This is a genomic window from Acinetobacter sp. YH12235 (assembly GCF_013417705.1).
Lineage (GTDB): Bacteria > Pseudomonadota > Gammaproteobacteria > Pseudomonadales > Moraxellaceae > Acinetobacter.
This window is the reverse complement of the sequence record NZ_VPDL01000016.1, coordinates 33,576-53,300: the sequence shown is the minus strand read 5'-3', so window position 1 is coordinate 53,300 and position 19,725 is coordinate 33,576. Positions and strand designations below refer to the sequence as shown.

The following is a 19,725-nucleotide window of genomic DNA, read 5'->3' as shown; positions in this document are numbered from 1 at the left end:
ACACCTAACTTTTTCAACTAACTACAAATGTGTTGCACTTGGGATTTGAATCTGCGATTTATAAGATTATGAAATAAACATCATTAAATTTTTTTAGTATTGAATTACTTCGCTTTGAAGTTTTGACTAGATAAAGGACGCTAGAAAACTAAAATTATTCATCACTTCATTTAATTTTAGTGTGCAAGAAATAATTAGCTTTAAATAGATTTAAATATTTTATCTGCATCATGGCGCTGCCAAATATGAAATAGGCTGTTATGGGTACAATTCATAGCTTTTAATATTTCTGCTTGGGTTTGAACTGAGTTGTAACCTTCTATTTTTTTATTAAGAACCTCAAAAAATAATTTATCTGTATTATTTAATTCATTCGGTATATCAATAATGTCTTTTATTGTTTGCACAGTCCAGATTGGTTGAGGGAGTAAATCTTCCTCATAAACCATAATAGATATCCTTACGATGTCTATATAAGGTATTTTTATTATTACATCATCTATATTTACGCCCACAATCTGATCATGCTCTAAGCTAAAATTTTTAATTTTAGTTTTATAATTACTCGTATCTAAATTTTTATTAGCTTCTTTTCTTACTAACCTTTTTAAAAACTTAAACATACAGGCTACCTACTGGAATTAAAATAAAGTCCATTCTGTAAAAGCTTCCAACTCTTCATCATAAGCTTCAACTAATTTATATGCTCCATACCCTCCCGCTAGACCGCCAATTATTACACCTACTGTTGAACATATGGGAGACCCGGGGCCACAAATTCCTCCTGCAATAGCGCCGCTCACAGCGCCAGCTGCCACTCCTGAGCCTATGGTTGCGACTTCTTTATAAAATTCCTTTTCTTTATTCTCAGCTGAATAAATTTCATACCAAGCATAGGAAATTGAAATAACGACAATTACTTTGCCTAGTGGTTTCATATACTTTGCTGCTTTATCAAAGGTTCCATGGGATGACCCTGATCCTTTAACTACACTATAAAAAACTTTATTTTTATCTGCTGTTGAAAGTGCCTGAAAATATGAATTTCTTGTACCTATTGATGCTTTTACATAATTATCCAAGGTTTGTCTTGACTGATCTTTCAGTTTTTTCCATTTACCAGGATCTTTTAATTTCAATGCATAATATTCTAAGAATTGATCTAAACTTTTAGCCGCTATTTTTTCTTTTTGTGATACTGCTAACGCGATTGGAGAATTCTTTTTCCTGGTCTGTTCTAAAATATCATTTCTTAATGTATGAGCCTCTTTCGAAGCGTCTTTTACAGTCATTCTTCCATTTTCGACATCCTTTAAGTAATCATGACTCATTTTTTTAATTGCTTTCATATAAGCAATTCTTAAGGAGCTATCATGATCTAAAAAGTTATTACTAAAGTAAAGTGCTGTACCATGTAAAGCTTCAAGTGCTATTTCTAATTCATTTTTAACTTTAACAGGTACTTTATTTGATTCTGCTTGTTTTGTTGTACCTGTAGTTGATTTTAATTTATATATCGATTTATTAAATTCGCCATTTTCTAGTGCGGGAACACGTACTCTGGCAATTTTTGAATTATTTAAAATTAACTCTACAAAGATTAAATCTAATTTATTGCAATTATAGATTTTGGTACAACCATTCGGATCAATTTTTCCTCCATAACTTTTTTGAGTTGTCGTATTTAGTAAGGTATAGCTTAATTTTGATAAAAGGTCTTTATTATCACAGGATACTTTTAAACGAGCCGTATAAGTCATTCTTCTAACTCCGATATCTCTGCATCATATTTATGCACCATAACCGTATATTCTTCTTCCTTATTTTCTGAGGTAATTCTAATAATTCCATCTTTGGGAATCTCTCCTGTTCGTACATTCCCCTTAGAATCGATAAGACTAAAAATTGGAGAGCTTTCTAATAATTTATTGTTTATTTTATGTCGCACATCGAACTCTAAAACATAGGAACTATTATGCGAGGCAGGGAGATAAGGAATATCATTTATTACCTTTTTCTCTGATAAAAATTGATGTTGTCCTGCCTTTATCTCAAAATGACCACCCGTCGTCGGCAAAATTCCGGCACTACTGATCTCAACTTGAGAACCGCCCGCAGTTAAAACAATTTCCTTCGCTGCTGTAATTTCGATCTGATCTTCAGTAGAGACAACTTTGATACCTTTACGCGCAATAATATCCATCCCATCATTTTGCGCCTGTAGTTCAACTTTGCCTTTTGCGGCATAAGCTCTTAAGCCTTGTTGGGCTGCAAACAGACTCACTTTAGAAGAGGCATGACCAATAATCTTTTTCTGCGAACTTAGGTTAATACTGTCCGCTGCCTGGTGGCTAATTTGACCTTCCGCAGACAAATGAATATCCTGCTGAGTACTCAGCGCAATGGATTTTGGTGCTGTCAGAATCATGATTGCCTGTTTAAAGGCAGCTGCTTTGTCTTGATCTTGCTGTTCAATGTGCTCAATAAAGCTTTTTAGGGTCTCAAAGATTTCAAGCGGATCAGTTTGCTGGTTTTCAGCAACATCACTCAGTGCTTGGCTCATCTGCAAGCCTGATTCAAGCTGGCTTTTCGCTGGTTCAGCATCCATATGTGAACCATCTGCAGCTTGCTGTTTATGAGCCGAAATCAATAACCCTTTACCTGCACGGACTGCACCCCATTGGTCAGTTCTAAGTTCAAAGCCTTCACCCCGTCCTTCATTTTCAGCCTGTTCTTTTGAATAACTTAAGTTACCCAGATTGAGCTGACTGGCAGCTTGACTACTATGTAACTGTATACTGATCTGGCCAGTCGTATCATCAAAACGTAACTGGTTAAAGCCTTGCCCCTGTACTTCTTGCGAGCGAATACCACTGAGTTTTTTGGTATCTGGTAGTTGTCCTTTTTGATCAAACTTCGTCGGAGAACGTTGGCCTTCATGAATCCGACCTACCACAAAAGGCCGATCAATATTGCCATCAAAAAAGTCGACGACCACAATTTCACCAATGCGTGGCAAGAAACGGACCCCATAACCTATACCTGCCCACGGGGTCAGAACATCTACCCAGGCTGAATCTGTATCACTGTCATTGCTGCCTGCGCCACCATCGTGAGCATGGTCATCCGGACGAGTGAACAGAAAACGGATTTTGATCCGCCCCCATTCATCCACATAAATTTCTTCATCTTCTGGCCCGACTACCTTGGCGCATTGCGGATAGGCCTGTGGCCGCTGCAATAAAGGTTGATACTCAGGAACCAAGTGAATATGGCGACGTTGCAAGACTAGCTGGTTGGCCTGACGCTCACCTGCGTCCTTGGATTCTGTCATCTGCCAACAGCTTTGCTGAATTAAAGCATGAACCTGCTCATTTAAGTCTTTAGGCAAATTATTTTGGTTATAAAATTTCCTAGAGATGATTAAAAATTCTTTATCTACTGCTGGATGCTGGTCAATTTCAGGATGCTGATCCAGCCGAAACCAGTAACCCACTTGGGCATCACGTACCGTGGATGTTGCTAAAAATTGTTTGGCCTGTGCATCATAGAAATGCTGCAAATTTTGGTTTATTTTCTCGATTTGTGCATCCGAGGCTAGAGTTGCCTGATCTGCATGCCTAAGATCAGTGATCCATGCCGGGCTGATGTTCCAGCCTTGTTCCAATGCCAGGCTGGCATTATCCTGAACCTGACTCTGCTGGTGCTTGCTTTGTACTGAACCTATGCCTTCTTCCTGATTCAAGCGACCGGCATGCCAGCGCTGGATATGTACAGCGGTCGGCTGCAACTGTCGTTCTGCAATAAAACTGGTCATGCTATCTTCTTGTTCAGTAGCACTGGAACGATGGAAACGGATCGCTCTGCGGCTTAAAGCTTGGTAGTAGCTATTGTCATCAATTAATCTAAGCTTTTGCGCTGCAATCGCTGCAGATGAATGCACAACTATAAGCTCAGACTCATCAATCAGCCAGTTAATCCCTTCACTACGCCATAAACGGGTTAAAAAGTCATAGTCGCTTTCATTCAACTGCATAGTAAAAGGACGTACATCATAAGTTTGCTGCAAACCGGATAAATCCAGCTTAAGTGCAGCCGCAAATAATGGACTCTTACCCTGCCATTCTTTGAATAAGATTTCAGTAATCTCTCGGACACTCTTGTCCATGAACACACGACTATTACGGCGTTTATGCCATAGCGACGTTGCATCTTCCAGGGTGAGTTTATAAAGCACTAATGCACCACTCTGTCCCTGAGTTGCTGCAGTAATAATTCCGGAACTGCGAAATAACTGTCCTTGATCCGTGACCTGATCTATCGCTACTTGAGTTCCAATAAATTCTTTAAGGGGAATCAAGGCATTAGTCGACACACAAATCAGCTCAATCTTTAGTCCCTGATTTAGGACATGTTGGCCATCAATACGTTGCAGAAAAACTTCGGAATTAAGTTTTTGATGGGAAAACTGAACAAGCAAAGCACGCTTCTGTGCGCTAAGACCCAATTGCTCTAATACTTGAGCGATATGATTTTTTATCATTTTTAATTGTTATAAATATTTTTGCGGCATTATAGTGAATTATTTATATCCAGCCTAGATTCATTGGTCTGGCCATGGTTCCGATTCATCACTGTAATTCTGGAAGAGGCTTTAATATCAAATTTTTATTTTCTGAAAGTCAGGAACTTCAAGCAGATCAAGTATTCAAAAAAAATAGCTTTCTTTTCATTTTAATCTTTCAACAATATGGGCAAATAAATCACTCATCTGCCCAAAAAATCTCTTAACCGCCTTTTTTCACCAGATAATGGAACTCTTTATTGCCATTTTCATCCAGACGTTCTTCTTGAAGCAGCAGTTCATGGCCGAGATGCATACAGAATTTTGGAATATCCCAAGAGGTCGAATTATCCGTAGCAAAAACTTCAACTACATCACCAGCTTTAGACTTACGGATGGCTTGATGCAACATCATCACTGGCTCAGGGCAGCGTAATCCACGGGTATTCAATTGCAGGCTTGGCGTAATTTCGGCTTCAGACATCGACAGACTCAGGAATTTAAGATTAGCCTATTTTAGCATAAAGCGGCTATCGCATTGCAGCCCGCGCTTTGAACCAATTCACAAAACCATACTGACCCGCGCGATCAAGTCTGCGCAGCATAATTACAATAGACAAGCGTATTTTCTGCGGTATGATAAAATCACGTTTTTTTAGATATTAAGAGTCTTTAGGAAAGATCATGCACGAGGAATCAGGCCCGTCGTGGGGTATGCGCGGCTTACGTAAATGGCTGGGAACTGCACCCGAAACTCGCGACGAACTGCTAAAATTAGTACAAGATTCACGTCGATTTTTAGAACCCGATACTGTTGCAATGCTGGAAGGCGTATTGGATCTGCCAGCCACCAAAATTCGTGAAGTCATGACGCCAAGAACGTCCATGATTAGCTTGCAGGAAGATGACCAACTTCTGGAAATTCTGCATGTTTTAGTTGAATCTGCGCATTCGCGATTCCCTGTGTTCTCATCGGATCAACCGGATAATGTAGTTGGTATTTTACTGGCCAAAGATCTGCTTCCTTTCCTGACCGAGCCTTCTTCCAAAGTCGATATTCGTGCCTTGATGCGTCAGCCGCTGTTTGTGCCGGAAAGTGCGCGTTCGGATCAGGTTCTACGTATGCTGAAAAATACCCAGACTCATATTGCGGTAGTGATTGATGAGTACGGTACAACTTCAGGCCTGGTGACATTAGAAGATATTCTCGAAGAAATTGTGGGTGAAATTGAAGACGAACATGATATTGCGGATGAAGAAGCACAATATATTGTTCCGGATCAAGACCCGAAGACAGCCAATACCTGGGTAGTACAAGCGCTGACGCCAATCGAGCATTTTAACAATATGCTAGATGCCAATTTCTCCGATGATGAAGTTGAAACCATGGGCGGTTTGTTATTACAAGAAATTGGTCTGGTAAATGATTTGGAAGGTCAGACGATTGAACTGGAAAACTGGCAATTTACCATTCTTGAGGCAGATTCACGTTCTATTCGTTTAATTCGAGCTGTGCGCCAATGAGAGCATATTTCGATAAGCTATTAAATCCAGCCCAGCAGCAAAAGCAGCTAGCCTTAATTTATCCTGTATTGATTGCCTTATTTGCCGGCGCTATTTTTAGCCTGGCACTGGCACCTTATCATTACTGGTGGCTGGCGATTCTCTCTCCTGCCTTACTGTATGCTTGCGTCCGTGGTCGTAGTGCGAAACAGGCCTTTGGGATTGGCTGGGCTTATGGGATTGGATTGTGGTTTGTGGGTGCATTCTGGCTCTATACCTCTATTCATGTGTATGGCGATACCAGTGCTTTCCTGAGCGTAATCATGATCCTGATCATGGCGATCGTCATGGGACTGTTTACTGCGCTTCAGACTTTTATTTATCGTCGATTTTTCCCGGAAACACCCCTTACCTTCGCCCCACTTTGGGTGATCTTTGAATGGGCCAAAACCTGGGTATTTACCGGTTTCCCATGGCTCTTTGCAGGTTATGCTTTTACTGAGCTCTATCTGGATGCCTATGCGCCTTTATTTGGCGTATTTGGGGTGTCCTTTGTGGTGATTGTTCTAGCCTGTGCACTGGTTGAAATTTTAAGTAAACGGGTCTTCTGGATCGTTCCTTCTGCACTCTTGTTATTGGGTGCCTGGGGTGCTGCACAACTGACTTTCGTGCAAGAAAAAAATGAAAAGCCGCTCACTGTTTCTCTGATTCAGGGCAATATCCCTCAGGACCTGAAATGGTTAACTGAATATCAGGTAAAAACTCTGCTGATCTATGCCAATCTGAGCAAGACTGAATGGGGACGTGACCTAATTGTCTGGCCAGAATCTTCGATTCCGATGTTCCAGACCGACATCGAACCTTTCTTGGATGCCATGAAAATTCAGGCAGAAAAATCTGGAACAGCTTGGGTCACAGGTATTCCGTTCTGGGATCTGGCTGAGTCACAGGAAGCAGGCACGCCAAAATATTACAATAGCATCATGGCGACCGGTAATGAGTCGAGTGGTTTGTATAAGAAGCAGCGTCTGGTGCCTTTTGGGGAATATATTCCACTTTCTGGCGCACTTAGCTGGGTACTGCCAGCTCTGCAAAACGACCCTTCGGTGAGTGGTTTCTCGCGTGGTGCGGATATCCAGAAACCATTAAATGTGAAAAACCATCCTCTAGGTGCGGCAATTTGCTATGAAGTGGCTTATCCAAACCTGACTCGTCGTAATGCCAGCCAAAGCGATTTTCTGGTGACCGTATCTAATGATGCCTGGTTTACTGGCACTGCCGGTCCACAGCAACATTTACAGATGGTACAAATGCGGGCCAAGGAAAATGGTCGCTGGTTTATTCGTGCTACCAATACTGGGGTAACTGCGTTCATCGACCACAATGGTCATATTGTGAAACGTGCACCCATGGATAAAGAAGCTATACTCCGCGGTGAGCTACCCGCCATGCAGGGTGAAACGCTTTACATGAAACTCAGCGACTGGCCAGTATTGATTTTCTCCGTATTGTTATTATTACTGGGTTGGCGCTTCCGCCCACGTAAAGTGGATATCAGCTTTAAGTCTAGAAGATAGTTCTCTCAAAAGCCCCCTTTGCAAAAGGTGAGTCCTATATGGCGCAAGAAGGGGGATTAATTTTCTAAACCCCTCCCGACCTCCCTTTTAAAAAGAGAGGGGCGATAAAAAACCGAGGTTCATGCCTCGTTTTTTATCTATATATTTATTAAGAATGTTATTAAAACTGGATCACCAGATAAGACAACATGCTCGCCAGTGACAACATTGGAATATAACGATAGATCTGTACAATACCGTTTTCAAATGCAGAAGCCTGTTCTTGTTTAAACTGCACGACAGATGCTTTTAATGCTGACCAGAAGCATAGTACGAATAAGGTACTCATCATGCTAATGGCAAAGAAACCCACCATAATCTGGCTGCTGCCTTCAGTGGTCTGCCATAAATGCAAAATTCCTTGGCTGGCTGGAAGAATGCTTAAAACCAAAAGAACAGATTTCAGCATCGACCAATGAAACTGGTTTATTTCATCCGACAATATTAATGCTTTCATACCATTCTCCTTTGGCTAAAAAAGGGCCATTAAGAATATTATGAGCTATTTTTTGTAAATAGAAAGTCTATATTTATTCACATTTTACGATAATTGTAATAGATAAATATGGGAATAATTCTTATTATAACTATCAAATCATCAATATTATAGTAATAGCATTAAATTCAGTTATTTATATTATATTTTATGATTGAGAGTTATTATCACTTCACCCAATATTGAAACAATCAATCAAGTGAAGTGATATATTCAATAACCTACTAATTTATAATAATTATCAGTTAAGGTTGGTAATAAATATCAGCATCAGTTCCTTCCCCACCTGCCTGTCCATCGGCACCAAAAGAGTACAAATCAAAAGCACGACCATTGGTTCCTGGAATCACGTATTGCAGGTCATTATCCCAGCTGTCTTTTGGGTAACCTCCTTTCACATAGCCACCTGGGAGCCAGTTCTTCGCTGTTGCTGGCTGATTTACCAGTGCATCCAAACCACCTTCTTGCATGCTTGGATATTTGCCATTGTCCAGCTTATATTGATCCAGTGAACCCGCAATACTTTGCAATTTGATGACTGTGGTATCCACTTTAGCCTTTTCACCGCGTCCCATTACATTTGGAACAATTAGGGCCGCAAGCACACCGAGAATAACAATAACCACCATTACTTCAATCAGGGTAAAACCTGAGGCACGATGGGCACGTAACTGGCTCACACGTACGGTAGGTTTAACAGCTGTAATTGAAGGGGCTTTGGCTTGATTTGGATTCCTTTTCATTCAATATCTCTCATTCATCTTTAGAAAGTTTCAGGCACTTTCAATTCTTCGTAGACGTTACACATGTTATTTAAATCATATTATTCATATTGACAATTGGCAGCATCACCGCGATCACAATTACCAGCACAATACTGGCCATGAGTACCAGCATCAGCGGTTCCAGAAGCGCGAGTAATGTTGATATCAGCGTGGTCACTTCCCGATCCTGCATGGTCGATGCCCGTTCCAGCATACGATCCAGCTCCCCCGAGGCTTCACCACTTTTGATCATTTGTACCATCATCGGGGGGAAATAACCACTACGTTCCAGCTGGGTAGCCAGGTTCCCACCTTCAGTGACTTTTTCAGCAGCCAGATTAACCGAATCCCGGATCACCCAGTTATTGCTTACCGCTGCCCCGATGCGTAAGGCATCCACCAGCGGCACACCAGACTGGGTTAGAATTGATAAGGTACTGGCAAAACGGGCAGCATTAATGCCACGTGATAATTTTCCGAATAAAGGTAGTTTCAGAGTCAGGCGATCAAAAGCATAATGCCCAGCCGTTGTTCTTAAAAACCGTACCAGAAGAAAAATACCTACCGCACTCCCTATCAATAAAAATGGCCACGCGATCCGGATAAAATCGCTGGCTTTCATTAAAGTCACTGTAATCCAAGGCAAGGCATCTTTACTTTGATCAAAGGTCTTGACGATATCCGGTACTACATAGGTCATCAGACCCATCACAATTGCAAAAGACATCAAGAGCAAAATAATCGGATAGATCATCGCCCCTTGAATCTTTTTCTGCATAGCAAAACGGTTTTCGGTATAGTCAGCTAACTGATCCAGAATCAGGTCCAAGTGACCAGAACGTTCACCAGCCGCAATGGTGGCAATATACAGCTCTGGAAAACGTCCAGACTGTTGTAGCGCCTGAGCCAAGCTATGTCCTTCCAGCACTTTAGAACGTACTGACATCAGCAGATTTTGCACATGAACTTTTTCGCTCTGCTTGCCGACGGCGCGAATAGCTTCTTCCAGCGGAATTGCGGCAGCGACCAGTACCGAGAGTTGTCGGGTCATAAGAGCCAAATCATAAGCAGTAATGCTTTTTTCAAACCATTTGCGACGGTAGTGCTGGTCTTTTTTCTCAACCGGATCTACAGAGACCGGAATCAGCGCCTGATCCCGAAGCTGTTGCCGGATTTGTCGTGCTGAATCCCCCTCAAGCACGCCTTTTTGCTGCTTCCCTGAAGCGTCAAGCGCAGTAAACTGATATGCAGGCATTGTAATGCTCTAATTTTCCAAAATTTTGCTTAACGCTGTTGCGTCAGACCATCAAAATCATTCATATTCTTCAATATAAATTATCTGCTCACTCTAACATAACTGAACTTTGAGCACGACGAAATTTCATCAGGACCCACTCTGTTACTATGCCAAATTCTGTTCCCGTTACTGCCCCTGTTTATCGTGTTCGTGTTGCAGTGCCGGTGCATCTGTTTGACTGTTTTGACTATAGCTTGAGTCAGGAACAATATCAGCAGGCAGAAGTGGGTGCCCGAGTCGCGGTTTCTTTTGGCCGGCAAAATCTGGTCGGCGTGATTACTGAAAAATTACCGCTAGATGCTCCGATTGATCCCAGTTTCAAACTGAAAGCAATTACCGAGCTTTTAGATGACCGTGCCATTATCAATTCCCAGGTTTTAAGTGTATTGACCTGGTCAGCACAGTATTACCAGTTTCCTATCGGGGAAGTGATCCAGACTGCCTTGCCGACCTTATTGCGTCAGGGCAAACCTTATAACCTGCTGGCCCGAAACTGGAAATTGCTGGATCATGAGGCTGAAGCCAAGGTTCGCCGTTCCGAGAGGCAACAGGAAGCCTATCGGATTCTAAAACTACATCCGGTGGGAACAACTGAGAATCTCTTAAATCTGGCCGGAATAGAAACAGCGACTTTAAAAGCGCTCGAAAAAAAAGGGATTTGCGAATGTGTACTGGAAGCACAGGATTTTAGCCCGCAACCTGTACAACTGGCCCAGATGCCATTAACGGCCAATCCGGAACAAAAGCATGCGATTCAGCAAGTGCTGAAATACCGCAAGCAATATCAGGCCTTTTTACTTGATGGCCTGACTGGCAGTGGCAAAACTGAAGTCTATCTTCAGATCATGGAACAGGTACTTAAACAGGGCAAGCAGGTACTGGTACTGGTGCCTGAAATCGGACTGACGCCACAAACGATTAGCCGCTTTCAGTCTCGTTTCCATTGTCATATTGCCCTGCTTCACTCTGGCCTGAATGACAGTAAACGCTTACAAGCCTGGCAAGCCGCTGAAACCGGTAAAGCGTCCATTGTGCTTGGCACCCGTTCTGCGATCTATACACCGATGCCGAATCTGGGTTTGATCATTCTGGATGAAGAGCATGACCTGTCTTTTAAACAACAGGAAGGTTTTCGCTATCATGCCCGTGATGTGGCATTGTACCGGGGACATTTACAGCAATGTCCAGTCCTCTTGGGTTCGGCCACCCCCAGCATTGACAGCTATGCGCTGGTGCAGCAAGGCAAAATGCAGGTGCTGGAACTGAATCAACGCGCGGGTACAGCACTAATGCCAAAAATCCATATTCTGGATTTAAAAGTGGCACCAAAGCAGCATGGCATCAGCCTGCATCTGATTGAAGAAATCAAAAAGCGCCTGGCTAAAAAAGAACAGGTACTCATTTTCCTAAATCGTCGTGGTTATGCACCCGTATTGATCTGTGGCAGTTGTGGTTGGCAGGCGCAGTGTCCGAATTGTGATGCCAATTTCACTGTGCACCGGCAACCTTATCAGCATCTGCATTGTCATCATTGTGGCACCATTCATCGTATGCCTGAACAATGCCCGCAATGCCAGCATCAGGAGTTGGCTACTTTAGGCATGGGGACTGGAAAAGTTGAAGAACATCTGAATGAGCTTTTTCCAGATTTTGAAGTGATCCGGGTCGATCGCGACTCAACCAGCCGGGTTGGCAGCTGGCAGAAAATCTATGACAAGATTCAGAAAAGTGAGCCTGCGATTCTGCTCGGCACCCAGATGCTCGCCAAAGGCCATCATTTTCCTTATGTCACGCTGGTTGCAATTTTGGATATCGATTCTGGTCTTCTTAGCGTTGATTTCCGGGCCACAGAACGTACAGCACAATTGATCGTACAGGTCGCAGGTCGTGCAGGACGTGGGGAACATAAAGGGGATGTATATTTACAGACCCTAAGACCTGATCATGCGCTGCTAAATACCTTAGTCACTGAAAATTACCGCGCTTTTGCCAAGCAGACTTTGACCGAACGGCAAATCGCCCAGATGCCTCCTTTTCGTTATGCCGTGCTGATTCGCTGTGAATCCAAAGATCAGGCACAAAATACCGAATTCTTACAGAAACATGCTGCCCTGCTCAGGCAATATCCCGATCTGGTGCTGGACATCTGGGGTCCCATTCCTGCCCCGATGGAACGCAAAGCCGGACGCTATCAATCCCATATGGTGCTATTGTCCGCAGACCGTGCCCGTTTGCATTATTATGTCCGTAGCTGGTGGCAAAACCTGTTACAGGATAAGCCATCCAATATGAAGCTGACACTGGATATCGATCCACAAGAACTCAGCTAAAATATTGAGACCATCTTCATTTGATAAAGGCTCAACTTTAAGACTGGATGAAAATAAAATTTAAGGCGGAAAAATGTCGATACTGTTACAAATAGCGCTGGTTCTGGCGATTGCACTGTTCATGGTGCCACTGAGCCATAAACTCAGACTGCCAACAGTGCTGGGCTATTTACTGACAGGTTTAATCATTGGGTCGAGTGCCTTAGCGCTGATCTCTGCTCCTGAGGTGATGCAGACTTTTATTCAAATCAGCCTGTTGGCCCTAATGTTCTGGATTGGTCTGCAACTCAGACCACAACGAATTCTTCAGCTTGGGCAACCCCTGTGGTTTATGGCCATTTTACAGGTACTGAGCACGGCCCTGATTTTGAGCCTGCTGGCCTGGTTCTTTCTCGATCAGCATCTGGTTTCCAGCATTGTCATCGGACTGGCCGGCAGCCTCTCTGCCATGACGTTGGTGACCCAGTTTTTAAATAATCAGCAACAACTGGCGACCAGTTATGGTCAATCCGCTTATGCCAACACCCTGATTCATGCACTGATTGCAATTCCTATCATTGCAGCGATTCCGCTTTTTGCTGGGGTCAGTTCAACAGAACATGGCATAGCTTATTTTGCGGCCATGATGGCTACCTTTACTGGCTTATTTCTATGTAACCGCTATTTCATGCAGCCGCTCTATCGCTGGATTGCCAAAAGTGGTCGTCATGAATTGCATAGCATTGTTACCATTGTCATTTTCTTGGGCTTACTAGTCCTGATGGATACGCTGGGACTGAATCTGTACCTGGCAGCATTATTTTCCGGTATGTTACTGGCAGATTCTGATTTCCGGATTTCGATTGAAAAGAGTCTGCAGCCTTTTAGCGGTTTATTGATTGGGTTGGCTTTTATCAGTCTGGGCATGTCATTGCAGTTTGCCGATGTGCTGACGCAACCCGTATTGATTATTGCCGGAACACTTTCGCTGATCCTGATTAAATTTGCGATTACCTTAGGATTGGCACGTTATTATCAGCATAGTTGGCGCAACAGTACGCTACTGGCTGCCAGTGTGGCACAAAGTGGTGAATTCGCTTTTCTGGCACTCATCATTGCACTTTCGCAGCAGATCATTACTCCAACCCTGCTCTCTCCATTAATGTGGATGGCAAGTTTATCCATGCTACTCACACCGGCATTTTACTGGTTATTGCATAACCAGATTCTGCCACGACTGGATCGGCAAAATCATTTGGCAGCGACCTTTGACATTGAAAGCCTTCCACCAAATACCGCACCAATTTTATTAATCGGTTTTGGCCGTTTTGGCCAGATCATTGCCCGTATTTTGCTGCAACAGCAGCAAAAATTCAGTGTAATGGACAGCAATATCGAAGCAACTGAATTGCTGACCTCTTACGGTATTACCTTCTATCAGGCCAATGCGACTGAGCCAGAGGCTTTAGCTCAGGCAAATCTGGATACGGTTCAGCATGTGATTGTCGCCATTGATGATATTGAAGATTCACTGCTGACCGTCCGACATCTGCGCTTAAATTATCCTGACATGTCTTTATGGGTACGGGCACGTAACCGGCATCATGTCCATCTACTTCAGGAGCTGGGCGTGGAACGAATCTGGCGAGAAACCTATGCTTCTGCACTAGAACTAAGTCAGTGTCTGCTAGTTCAGCTGAGCGGACTGTCTGAAGAACAGGCGCAACAAAAGATCCATGAGTTTCATACTCATGATCAGAAACTGCTCAATCGTCAATTTCATCCGGATACGGAGAGTCCGTTTAATTTCGCAGGCTCAAGGAATACACTGGCAGAACTGGAGCATCTTCTTGCTCAGGATCAGCTAAAAAAAGCACCAGAACAGGATACGGACACGCAACAGGACAACAACGCTTCAGGAATTGATGCCATAAGAGATGATCTGGCATAACTTGTGTTTTACAATAATGCCACCATTAAAGCAGGGTTATGGAGAATTTTATGTCTGATTTACGCCAACGCTTTTTTATTGAAGATAGCCCTGTTCGTGGTGAAGTGGTGCATCTTGAAGAAGCTTTACAAACAATTTTGACCCAGCGTGACTATGCGCCTGCAGTAAAAATCCTGTTAGGTGAAATGCTGAGCGCCACTGCACTATTGGCCAGCACCCTGAAAATTAAAGGGCGTATCAGCCTACAAATTCAGGCTTCAGGCACATTTAAATGGGCAATGGCTGAATGTAACCATCGCGGTGAAGTACGTGCACTGGCGGATTATGAAGAAGATCCACACTTTCAGGCAGCAGAAGATAGCAGCACAGTTTTAAAATCACTGACTAATCCAGTGCTGTTTATCAATATCGAGCCTGAATTTGGTGAACGTTATCAGGGTATTGTTCCGCTTGATCAGGAAAATCTGGCTGGCTGTCTGATGCAATATTATGACCTGTCTGCCCAGATTCCGACACGTATCGTGCTGGCCAGTGATAACAATCGTGCAGGCGGTTTACTGATTCAACTGCTACCGCGTAACAGTGAAGAAGAACAACGCCGTGTCGATGAAGACTTATGGCCACGTCTGACCATGCTGACTGAAACATTAAAAACAGAAGAACTGGTCACTCTGGAGGCCAATGAAATTCTCTATCGTTTATATAACGAAGAAGAAGTGCGCTTACCAGAAGTAGAACATTTGCAGTTTGGCTGTACCTGTTCTAAAGAACGTTGTGCGATTGCCTTACAGCAGATTGGTGTAGAATCGGTTCGTGAAACTTTAGAATTCCAGAATCCAATTGAGATGGACTGTCAGTTCTGTAATAGCCGTTATATTTTTACGGCTGAAGAAGCTTTGAGCCTGTTTGGTGAACACCTCAGTTAATAACAGCCCCTGCTCGACTCAAAAAAAGCACTCAATATTGAGTGCTTTTTTCATTTTATATTTTCATAAAATATTGACCAAAATTCCTCATAAAAAAAAGACAAATGTACTTAATTTCAAGCTTGCCTCATGATTAAAATTTGCACACCGATAGAATCAGAAGATCAACGGTATTTTCAAAGTAAAAAAATCAAAAAAAATAAGTGGAAGATTTTAAATGAAATTTCGATATTTAATGGGTGTGATGTTATGTGCTGCGCAGAGCTTCAGCTATGCAGCCGAAATCACGGGGACATGGAAAGCCATTGATGACAAAACGGGCTATGCGCGTGCTGATGTTGAAATCAGTAAACTCAATAATGGTACTTATCAGGGTAAAGTTGTTCGTATCCATGCCATTCCAAATCGTCCTGCACATACCCACTGTTCTAAATGTAAAGGCGCACTGAAAGACGTGCCTATTCTGGGTCTATCTGTCTTATCAGGTCTAAAACCAAATCCAGAAAAGAAAAATGAATTCGTTAATGGAGCAATTCTCGATCCACTAACCGGTAATGTCTATAAAAGCAAGGCAACTCTGAATTCCCGAGGCAATGTACTGACGCTTCGTGGCTATGTAGGTACACCCATGCTCGGACGAACAGTATCCTGGGTGAAAGTCGAATAAATCTCATTTTTTATAAATTCTCATCTGCAAGCTGTCTGGCCAGATCAAAGGCTTGGACAGCTTAAAATCATTATCTTTATCCCATTCCTTATCACGTAAATACTTACTCATTCTCATCATGCTGAATGAACGTAATTTTTAACTCATATTCATTTTTCTTAATTTAATGTGATTATTGACTGGTATTTAGTGTATTTTTCACGCTATATTAATCCCATAATTTTTTTATGCCTTTAAGAAGTTAAATATATTTTCAATAGCATGGGGTAATGTGGCAATGAGATTCAAACTGCTTTGTTCTATCATTCTTACAGCAGTAAGCACCATCAGTCTATCTGCTTTCGCCAACAGTGATCCATTGCTTGGCCACTGGAAAACCATTGATGACCGTACCGGTTATTCCCTGGCAGATGTGGTGATTAGTAAGGATGCTCAGAATCACTATATTGCCAAAATTGTGCATGTTCGTGAGATTCCAGGGGCAGCTCGACAGCAGACTTGCACCCTATGCAAAGGCGCATTGAAGGATCAGCCGCTCATTGGACTGACGATGCTTAAGGGACTGAGTAGTCATCCCGAGCATAGCAATGAATTTATTAACGGCACTCTGCTCGACCCGGTTTCTGGTCAGCTTTATCAGGCTCGTGCCCGCCTGAAAAATAATGGCAGGCATCTTGCCATTCATAGTCGTGCTGAAGGTGCACCGGTCGGACGCAATATGACCTGGATTAAAAACTAGTTTCGAATTCAGAGTATTAATAAAAGCTCCTTAGGAGCTTTTTTATTTTAGGTCATGTGATAATTCACATGAATTCATTAGTTTTATGCCAATCTCATCACATTTTGTGCTATTGATTTCGTTACATTTTATGAATAAATTAGAGTAATAAATCTAATACGAATAATCATTGATCAACAGGCATGTTATGAAGAAAATTTTAAGTCGCTTAATGATGGGGATCACATTGGCAACAGCAGCAGGTTTAAGCTTTGCTTCTGAAGATCCACTACTGGGGAAATGGAAGACTATCGATGATCAATCCGGTTATTCTCGTGCTGATGTCGAAATCCGTAAAAAACCAGATGGCAGCTATGAGGGAATTATCGTAGAAACCCGTAGCCTGCCAGGTGCAGAAAAACTGGGAATCTGTAGCAAATGTCCAGGACAGCTTAAGAATAAACCATTTATTGGCTTGCCATTTATCTGGGATTTTAAGGCAGACCCCAAAAAACCTCGCGAATTCCATGATGGCAAGATACTTGATCCAATCAGCGGTAAAGTTTACAAAGGTAAAGCACGTTTAAGCGCCAATGGCAAACGCCTGACCCTGCGTGGTTATGTAGGCGTTTCGGTTATCGGACGCAGTGTTACCTGGGTAAAATACTAATTTTTGTCAGTTTTCCATGCCCCTGTTTCAGGGGCTTTTTTAATGGTTATGATTTGAAACAATTAAGTACAAATAAAAACTGTTTCCCTTAGCGCAAACTCATAATAATGAATTGAAGACGGTTATTTTTTATTCACACAATGATCTATCTTCAGCTGCAATTCAATCTGCTAAGGACTCTGAAACGGAGTATTCATGCGACATGTATTCCTCAATTCATAGGCATGGGTAAATGTGTGTTGCAAACAGCGGATGGTTTGCAAATGACAGATAAAACTATAAAAACAGATGCCCGCCTAGATCTTTGTTTCCCTGCTCAGACTGAGCTGTTCAGGTTCAAGCAGGATTTCCATAGGATAGGAGTTCCTCTTCTAGGCAGGATGCTGGTTCAACTAGCATCCCATACCGTTAGGGCACAGCGCAGCGGCCATAAAATATTATGGCATTCCCCTACTTCAGGACGACCTTCCTTTCTGAATGTCTCAAGCCTGGCTGTTTAAGGAGTAGAGCTATGACTACAATTCAATATAGAGAAAACTTTTCCAACGGTTATATCCCCTCTGAAATCATGGATGATCGTACCTTTGATTTGTTCCACTTTTCTGAAGCATGTGGCCAAAGTCCGGAATGGGTGATGCAACTCATTGAACATGGAATTTTGCCGAACCGTTCTAAAACGCATCCTGGTACCTTCCTCGGGGAAGATATTACTCGAGCACAACGGGCTTACCGTTTGCAGCGTGATTTTGATGCTTCCTTTAGTGCCGTTGCCATGATGCTGGATCTCATTGATGAAGTGCAGGAATTACGTCGTGAGGTGAAACATCTGCATTTCAAGTAATGCGTTTTAATGTCCGGTCTGCTTGAGTTAGATCAATGCGGACTAGGGCATATTTTGCTTTTTTCTTTTATTTTTTGAGTGATAAATATCCCTATGAAAACCAAAGACTGCAATAAAAAGATCAAATATATGTTCCCAGAATACCGTGATTTAATTGTGCAATTACGTGAGGAAAATCCGTACTTTGCCCGACTGTTTGAGGAACATAGTGAATTGGACAAACAGATTAGCCAGCTTGAACTCGATCCAGTCAATCATATCAATGATGATATCGATGCGATTAAACGCAAAAAACTAAAACTGAAAGACGAAATTTATCGCATGCTGAAAAACTCTGAAGCCGATCCGCTTACCTAAATGAGAACAGCTTTCTCAACCAAGAATGTTTCAATATAAGGTTTAATCATCCGTTTTATCTACAATGTGATTATTAAATGATTTCGGTTCTTAAATAACCCGGATCCTGCTTAAGCCGATGATTCCTTAATTTGAATTGTTGGCTTATTTTGATGGGTTAATTGATATGCACATAGTGAGGCGTAAATTCCACTCAGAAATCCATGAAGACTACGTGCTTTACTCGTCACTAAATTGTATTGCCCCTTCAATAAACTAAATAATGTTTCTATCTTATTGCGTTGTCTTAGGTGATATTCATCTGATGCACAGAGTTGAATAGCCTGCATATTCTTTCGATGATAAGTAATTAAATCAATACCTTGATCTTTCAATCTGATTTTTAATTCTTGGCTGATGTAACCTCGATCCCCGTAAAGTTTTGCTTCTATACCAGCAACCAATTGCTCAACCATTTTTATGTCAGCAACATGTCCATTCGATAAAGCAGAACAGGCAATTTCACCAAATTGATTCATCGCAATATGTAATTTACAGCCATAAAACCAGCCCATTGAGCTTCTACCACGTGACGCAATTTGGACTAATGATTTATGGCGTTGAATACGTTGATTTTTACAAACTGGCAGAGTTGTTGAATCAATCCATAAATATTGTGTAGCTTGGTCTTTCATCAGCGCCACATGTAAAGCGTGTAGGGCCAATTGGTGCATATTGATCAGATGAATCATCCTTTGATAGCAAGGCAAGTACTTAAATAAATGGCTTTTATCTTCTTTTAACCAGGTGAAAAAGGCTTTGAAATTATTGAAATGAGAGCATTTGTACCAAATGGCAATAAAGCAGATTTCTGAAATTGTGAGTTGAGCAGTTCTGATTCTTAAGGAACCACAGTTTTGTTTGAGAAACTCCCAATAAGTTGATTCAAATTTAAGAAAAAAATCATCAATTACGCAGAATAATTCGGTACTATTGAACATCAGGACTAGAGTTGTGAGTTTGGTGTGGTAACTCAACTGATGGCTCTAGTCCTCTTATTTTTCAAG

Annotated in this window: 18 protein-coding genes; 10 read left to right on the top strand and 8 right to left on the bottom strand. The window is 42.1% G+C overall.

Going from position 1 to position 19,725, the window contains the following annotated elements; translation table 11 throughout:
• Window positions 1–200 precede the first annotated feature (200 nt).
• The 4 genes from FTV13_RS09810 to tusA form a co-directional block, all read right to left on the bottom strand.
• Window positions 201–623 carry a hypothetical protein gene (locus tag FTV13_RS09810; RefSeq protein WP_180011876.1) on the bottom strand — a complete coding sequence of 141 codons (423 nt, stop codon included), beginning with the start codon at window positions 621–623 and terminating at the stop codon, window positions 201–203.
• Window positions 624–641: 18 nt separating this feature from the next.
• The gene (locus tag FTV13_RS09805; RefSeq protein WP_180011874.1) at window positions 642–1,760 is read right to left on the bottom strand and encodes a hypothetical protein; all 1,119 of its coding nucleotides are present in this window, start codon (window positions 1,758–1,760) and stop codon (window positions 642–644) included.
• On the bottom strand, window positions 1,757–4,543 hold the full coding sequence (locus FTV13_RS09800) for a type VI secretion system Vgr family protein (RefSeq protein ID WP_180011872.1): 2,787 nt from the start codon (window positions 4,541–4,543) through the stop codon (window positions 1,757–1,759). Before FTV13_RS09800 ends, FTV13_RS09805 begins: the two co-directional genes overlap by 4 nt.
• Before the next feature lie 244 nt (window positions 4,544–4,787).
• Window positions 4,788–5,048 carry a sulfurtransferase TusA gene (tusA, locus tag FTV13_RS09795; RefSeq protein WP_004781744.1) on the bottom strand — a complete coding sequence of 87 codons (261 nt, stop codon included), beginning with the start codon at window positions 5,046–5,048 and terminating at the stop codon, window positions 4,788–4,790.
• A 200-nt stretch (window positions 5,049–5,248) separates the two neighbouring features.
• Here tusA and FTV13_RS09790 point away from each other — a divergent pair, with 200 nt between their 5' ends.
• Together FTV13_RS09790 and lnt are read left to right on the top strand one after the other, a co-directional pair.
• On the top strand, window positions 5,249–6,088 hold the full coding sequence (locus FTV13_RS09790; RefSeq protein ID WP_004781742.1) for an HlyC/CorC family transporter: 840 nt from the start codon (window positions 5,249–5,251) through the stop codon (window positions 6,086–6,088).
• The gene (gene lnt / locus FTV13_RS09785; protein ID WP_180011870.1) at window positions 6,085–7,644 is read left to right on the top strand and encodes an apolipoprotein N-acyltransferase; all 1,560 of its coding nucleotides are present in this window, start codon (window positions 6,085–6,087) and stop codon (window positions 7,642–7,644) included. Before FTV13_RS09790 ends, lnt begins: the two co-directional genes overlap by 4 nt.
• Before the next feature lie 160 nt (window positions 7,645–7,804).
• On the opposite strand, the gene FTV13_RS09780 is transcribed toward lnt, so the two are convergent.
• The 3 genes from FTV13_RS09780 to gspF form a co-directional block, all read right to left on the bottom strand.
• A complete protein-coding gene (locus tag FTV13_RS09780) occupies window positions 7,805–8,140 on the bottom strand; it encodes a hypothetical protein (RefSeq protein WP_034705833.1) in 336 nt (111 codons plus the stop codon).
• Window positions 8,141–8,424: 284 nt separating this feature from the next.
• Window positions 8,425–8,922: a type II secretion system major pseudopilin GspG gene (gene gspG, locus FTV13_RS09775; protein ID WP_218946463.1), complete on the bottom strand. Its 498-nt coding sequence runs from the start codon at window positions 8,920–8,922 to the stop codon at window positions 8,425–8,427.
• Between the two features lie 70 nt (window positions 8,923–8,992).
• On the bottom strand, window positions 8,993–10,198 hold the full coding sequence (gene gspF, locus FTV13_RS09770; RefSeq protein WP_034705070.1) for a type II secretion system inner membrane protein GspF: 1,206 nt from the start codon (window positions 10,196–10,198) through the stop codon (window positions 8,993–8,995).
• A gap of 149 nt (window positions 10,199–10,347) precedes the next feature.
• Between gspF and FTV13_RS09765 the strand changes: the two genes are divergently transcribed.
• The 8 genes from FTV13_RS09765 (at window position 10,348) to FTV13_RS09730 (ending at window position 18,679) form a co-directional block, all read left to right on the top strand.
• A complete protein-coding gene (locus FTV13_RS09765) occupies window positions 10,348–12,570 on the top strand; it encodes a primosomal protein N' (protein ID WP_180011868.1) in 2,223 nt (740 codons plus the stop codon).
• A 73-nt stretch (window positions 12,571–12,643) separates the two neighbouring features.
• Window positions 12,644–14,500 carry a cation:proton antiporter gene (locus tag FTV13_RS09760; protein ID WP_180011866.1) on the top strand — a complete coding sequence of 619 codons (1,857 nt, stop codon included), beginning with the start codon at window positions 12,644–12,646 and terminating at the stop codon, window positions 14,498–14,500.
• Between the two features lie 50 nt (window positions 14,501–14,550).
• The gene (gene hslO, locus FTV13_RS09755; protein ID WP_180011864.1) at window positions 14,551–15,426 is read left to right on the top strand and encodes an Hsp33 family molecular chaperone HslO; all 876 of its coding nucleotides are present in this window, start codon (window positions 14,551–14,553) and stop codon (window positions 15,424–15,426) included.
• A 217-nt stretch (window positions 15,427–15,643) separates the two neighbouring features.
• A complete protein-coding gene (locus tag FTV13_RS09750; protein ID WP_179991985.1) occupies window positions 15,644–16,093 on the top strand; it encodes a DUF2147 domain-containing protein in 450 nt (149 codons plus the stop codon).
• A 277-nt stretch (window positions 16,094–16,370) separates the two neighbouring features.
• Entirely contained in the window at window positions 16,371–16,832 is a 462-nt protein-coding gene (locus FTV13_RS09745; RefSeq protein ID WP_180011908.1) for a DUF2147 domain-containing protein, read from the top strand.
• 187 nt (window positions 16,833–17,019) lie between these two features.
• The gene (locus FTV13_RS09740; protein ID WP_159123422.1) at window positions 17,020–17,481 is read left to right on the top strand and encodes a DUF2147 domain-containing protein; all 462 of its coding nucleotides are present in this window, start codon (window positions 17,020–17,022) and stop codon (window positions 17,479–17,481) included.
• Between the two features lie 511 nt (window positions 17,482–17,992).
• Window positions 17,993–18,322: a chaperone modulator CbpM gene (locus FTV13_RS09735; RefSeq protein ID WP_004781729.1), complete on the top strand. Its 330-nt coding sequence runs from the start codon at window positions 17,993–17,995 to the stop codon at window positions 18,320–18,322.
• A 93-nt stretch (window positions 18,323–18,415) separates the two neighbouring features.
• Window positions 18,416–18,679, top strand: a complete 264-nt coding sequence (locus FTV13_RS09730) for a YdcH family protein (RefSeq protein ID WP_004781728.1) — start codon at window positions 18,416–18,418, stop codon at window positions 18,677–18,679.
• A gap of 110 nt (window positions 18,680–18,789) precedes the next feature.
• Here the strand turns inward: FTV13_RS09730 and FTV13_RS09725 are convergent, their stop codons facing one another.
• Entirely contained in the window at window positions 18,790–19,659 is an 870-nt protein-coding gene (locus FTV13_RS09725) for an IS982-like element ISAcsp2 family transposase (RefSeq protein WP_016653396.1), read from the bottom strand.
• Window positions 19,660–19,725 lie beyond the last annotated feature (66 nt).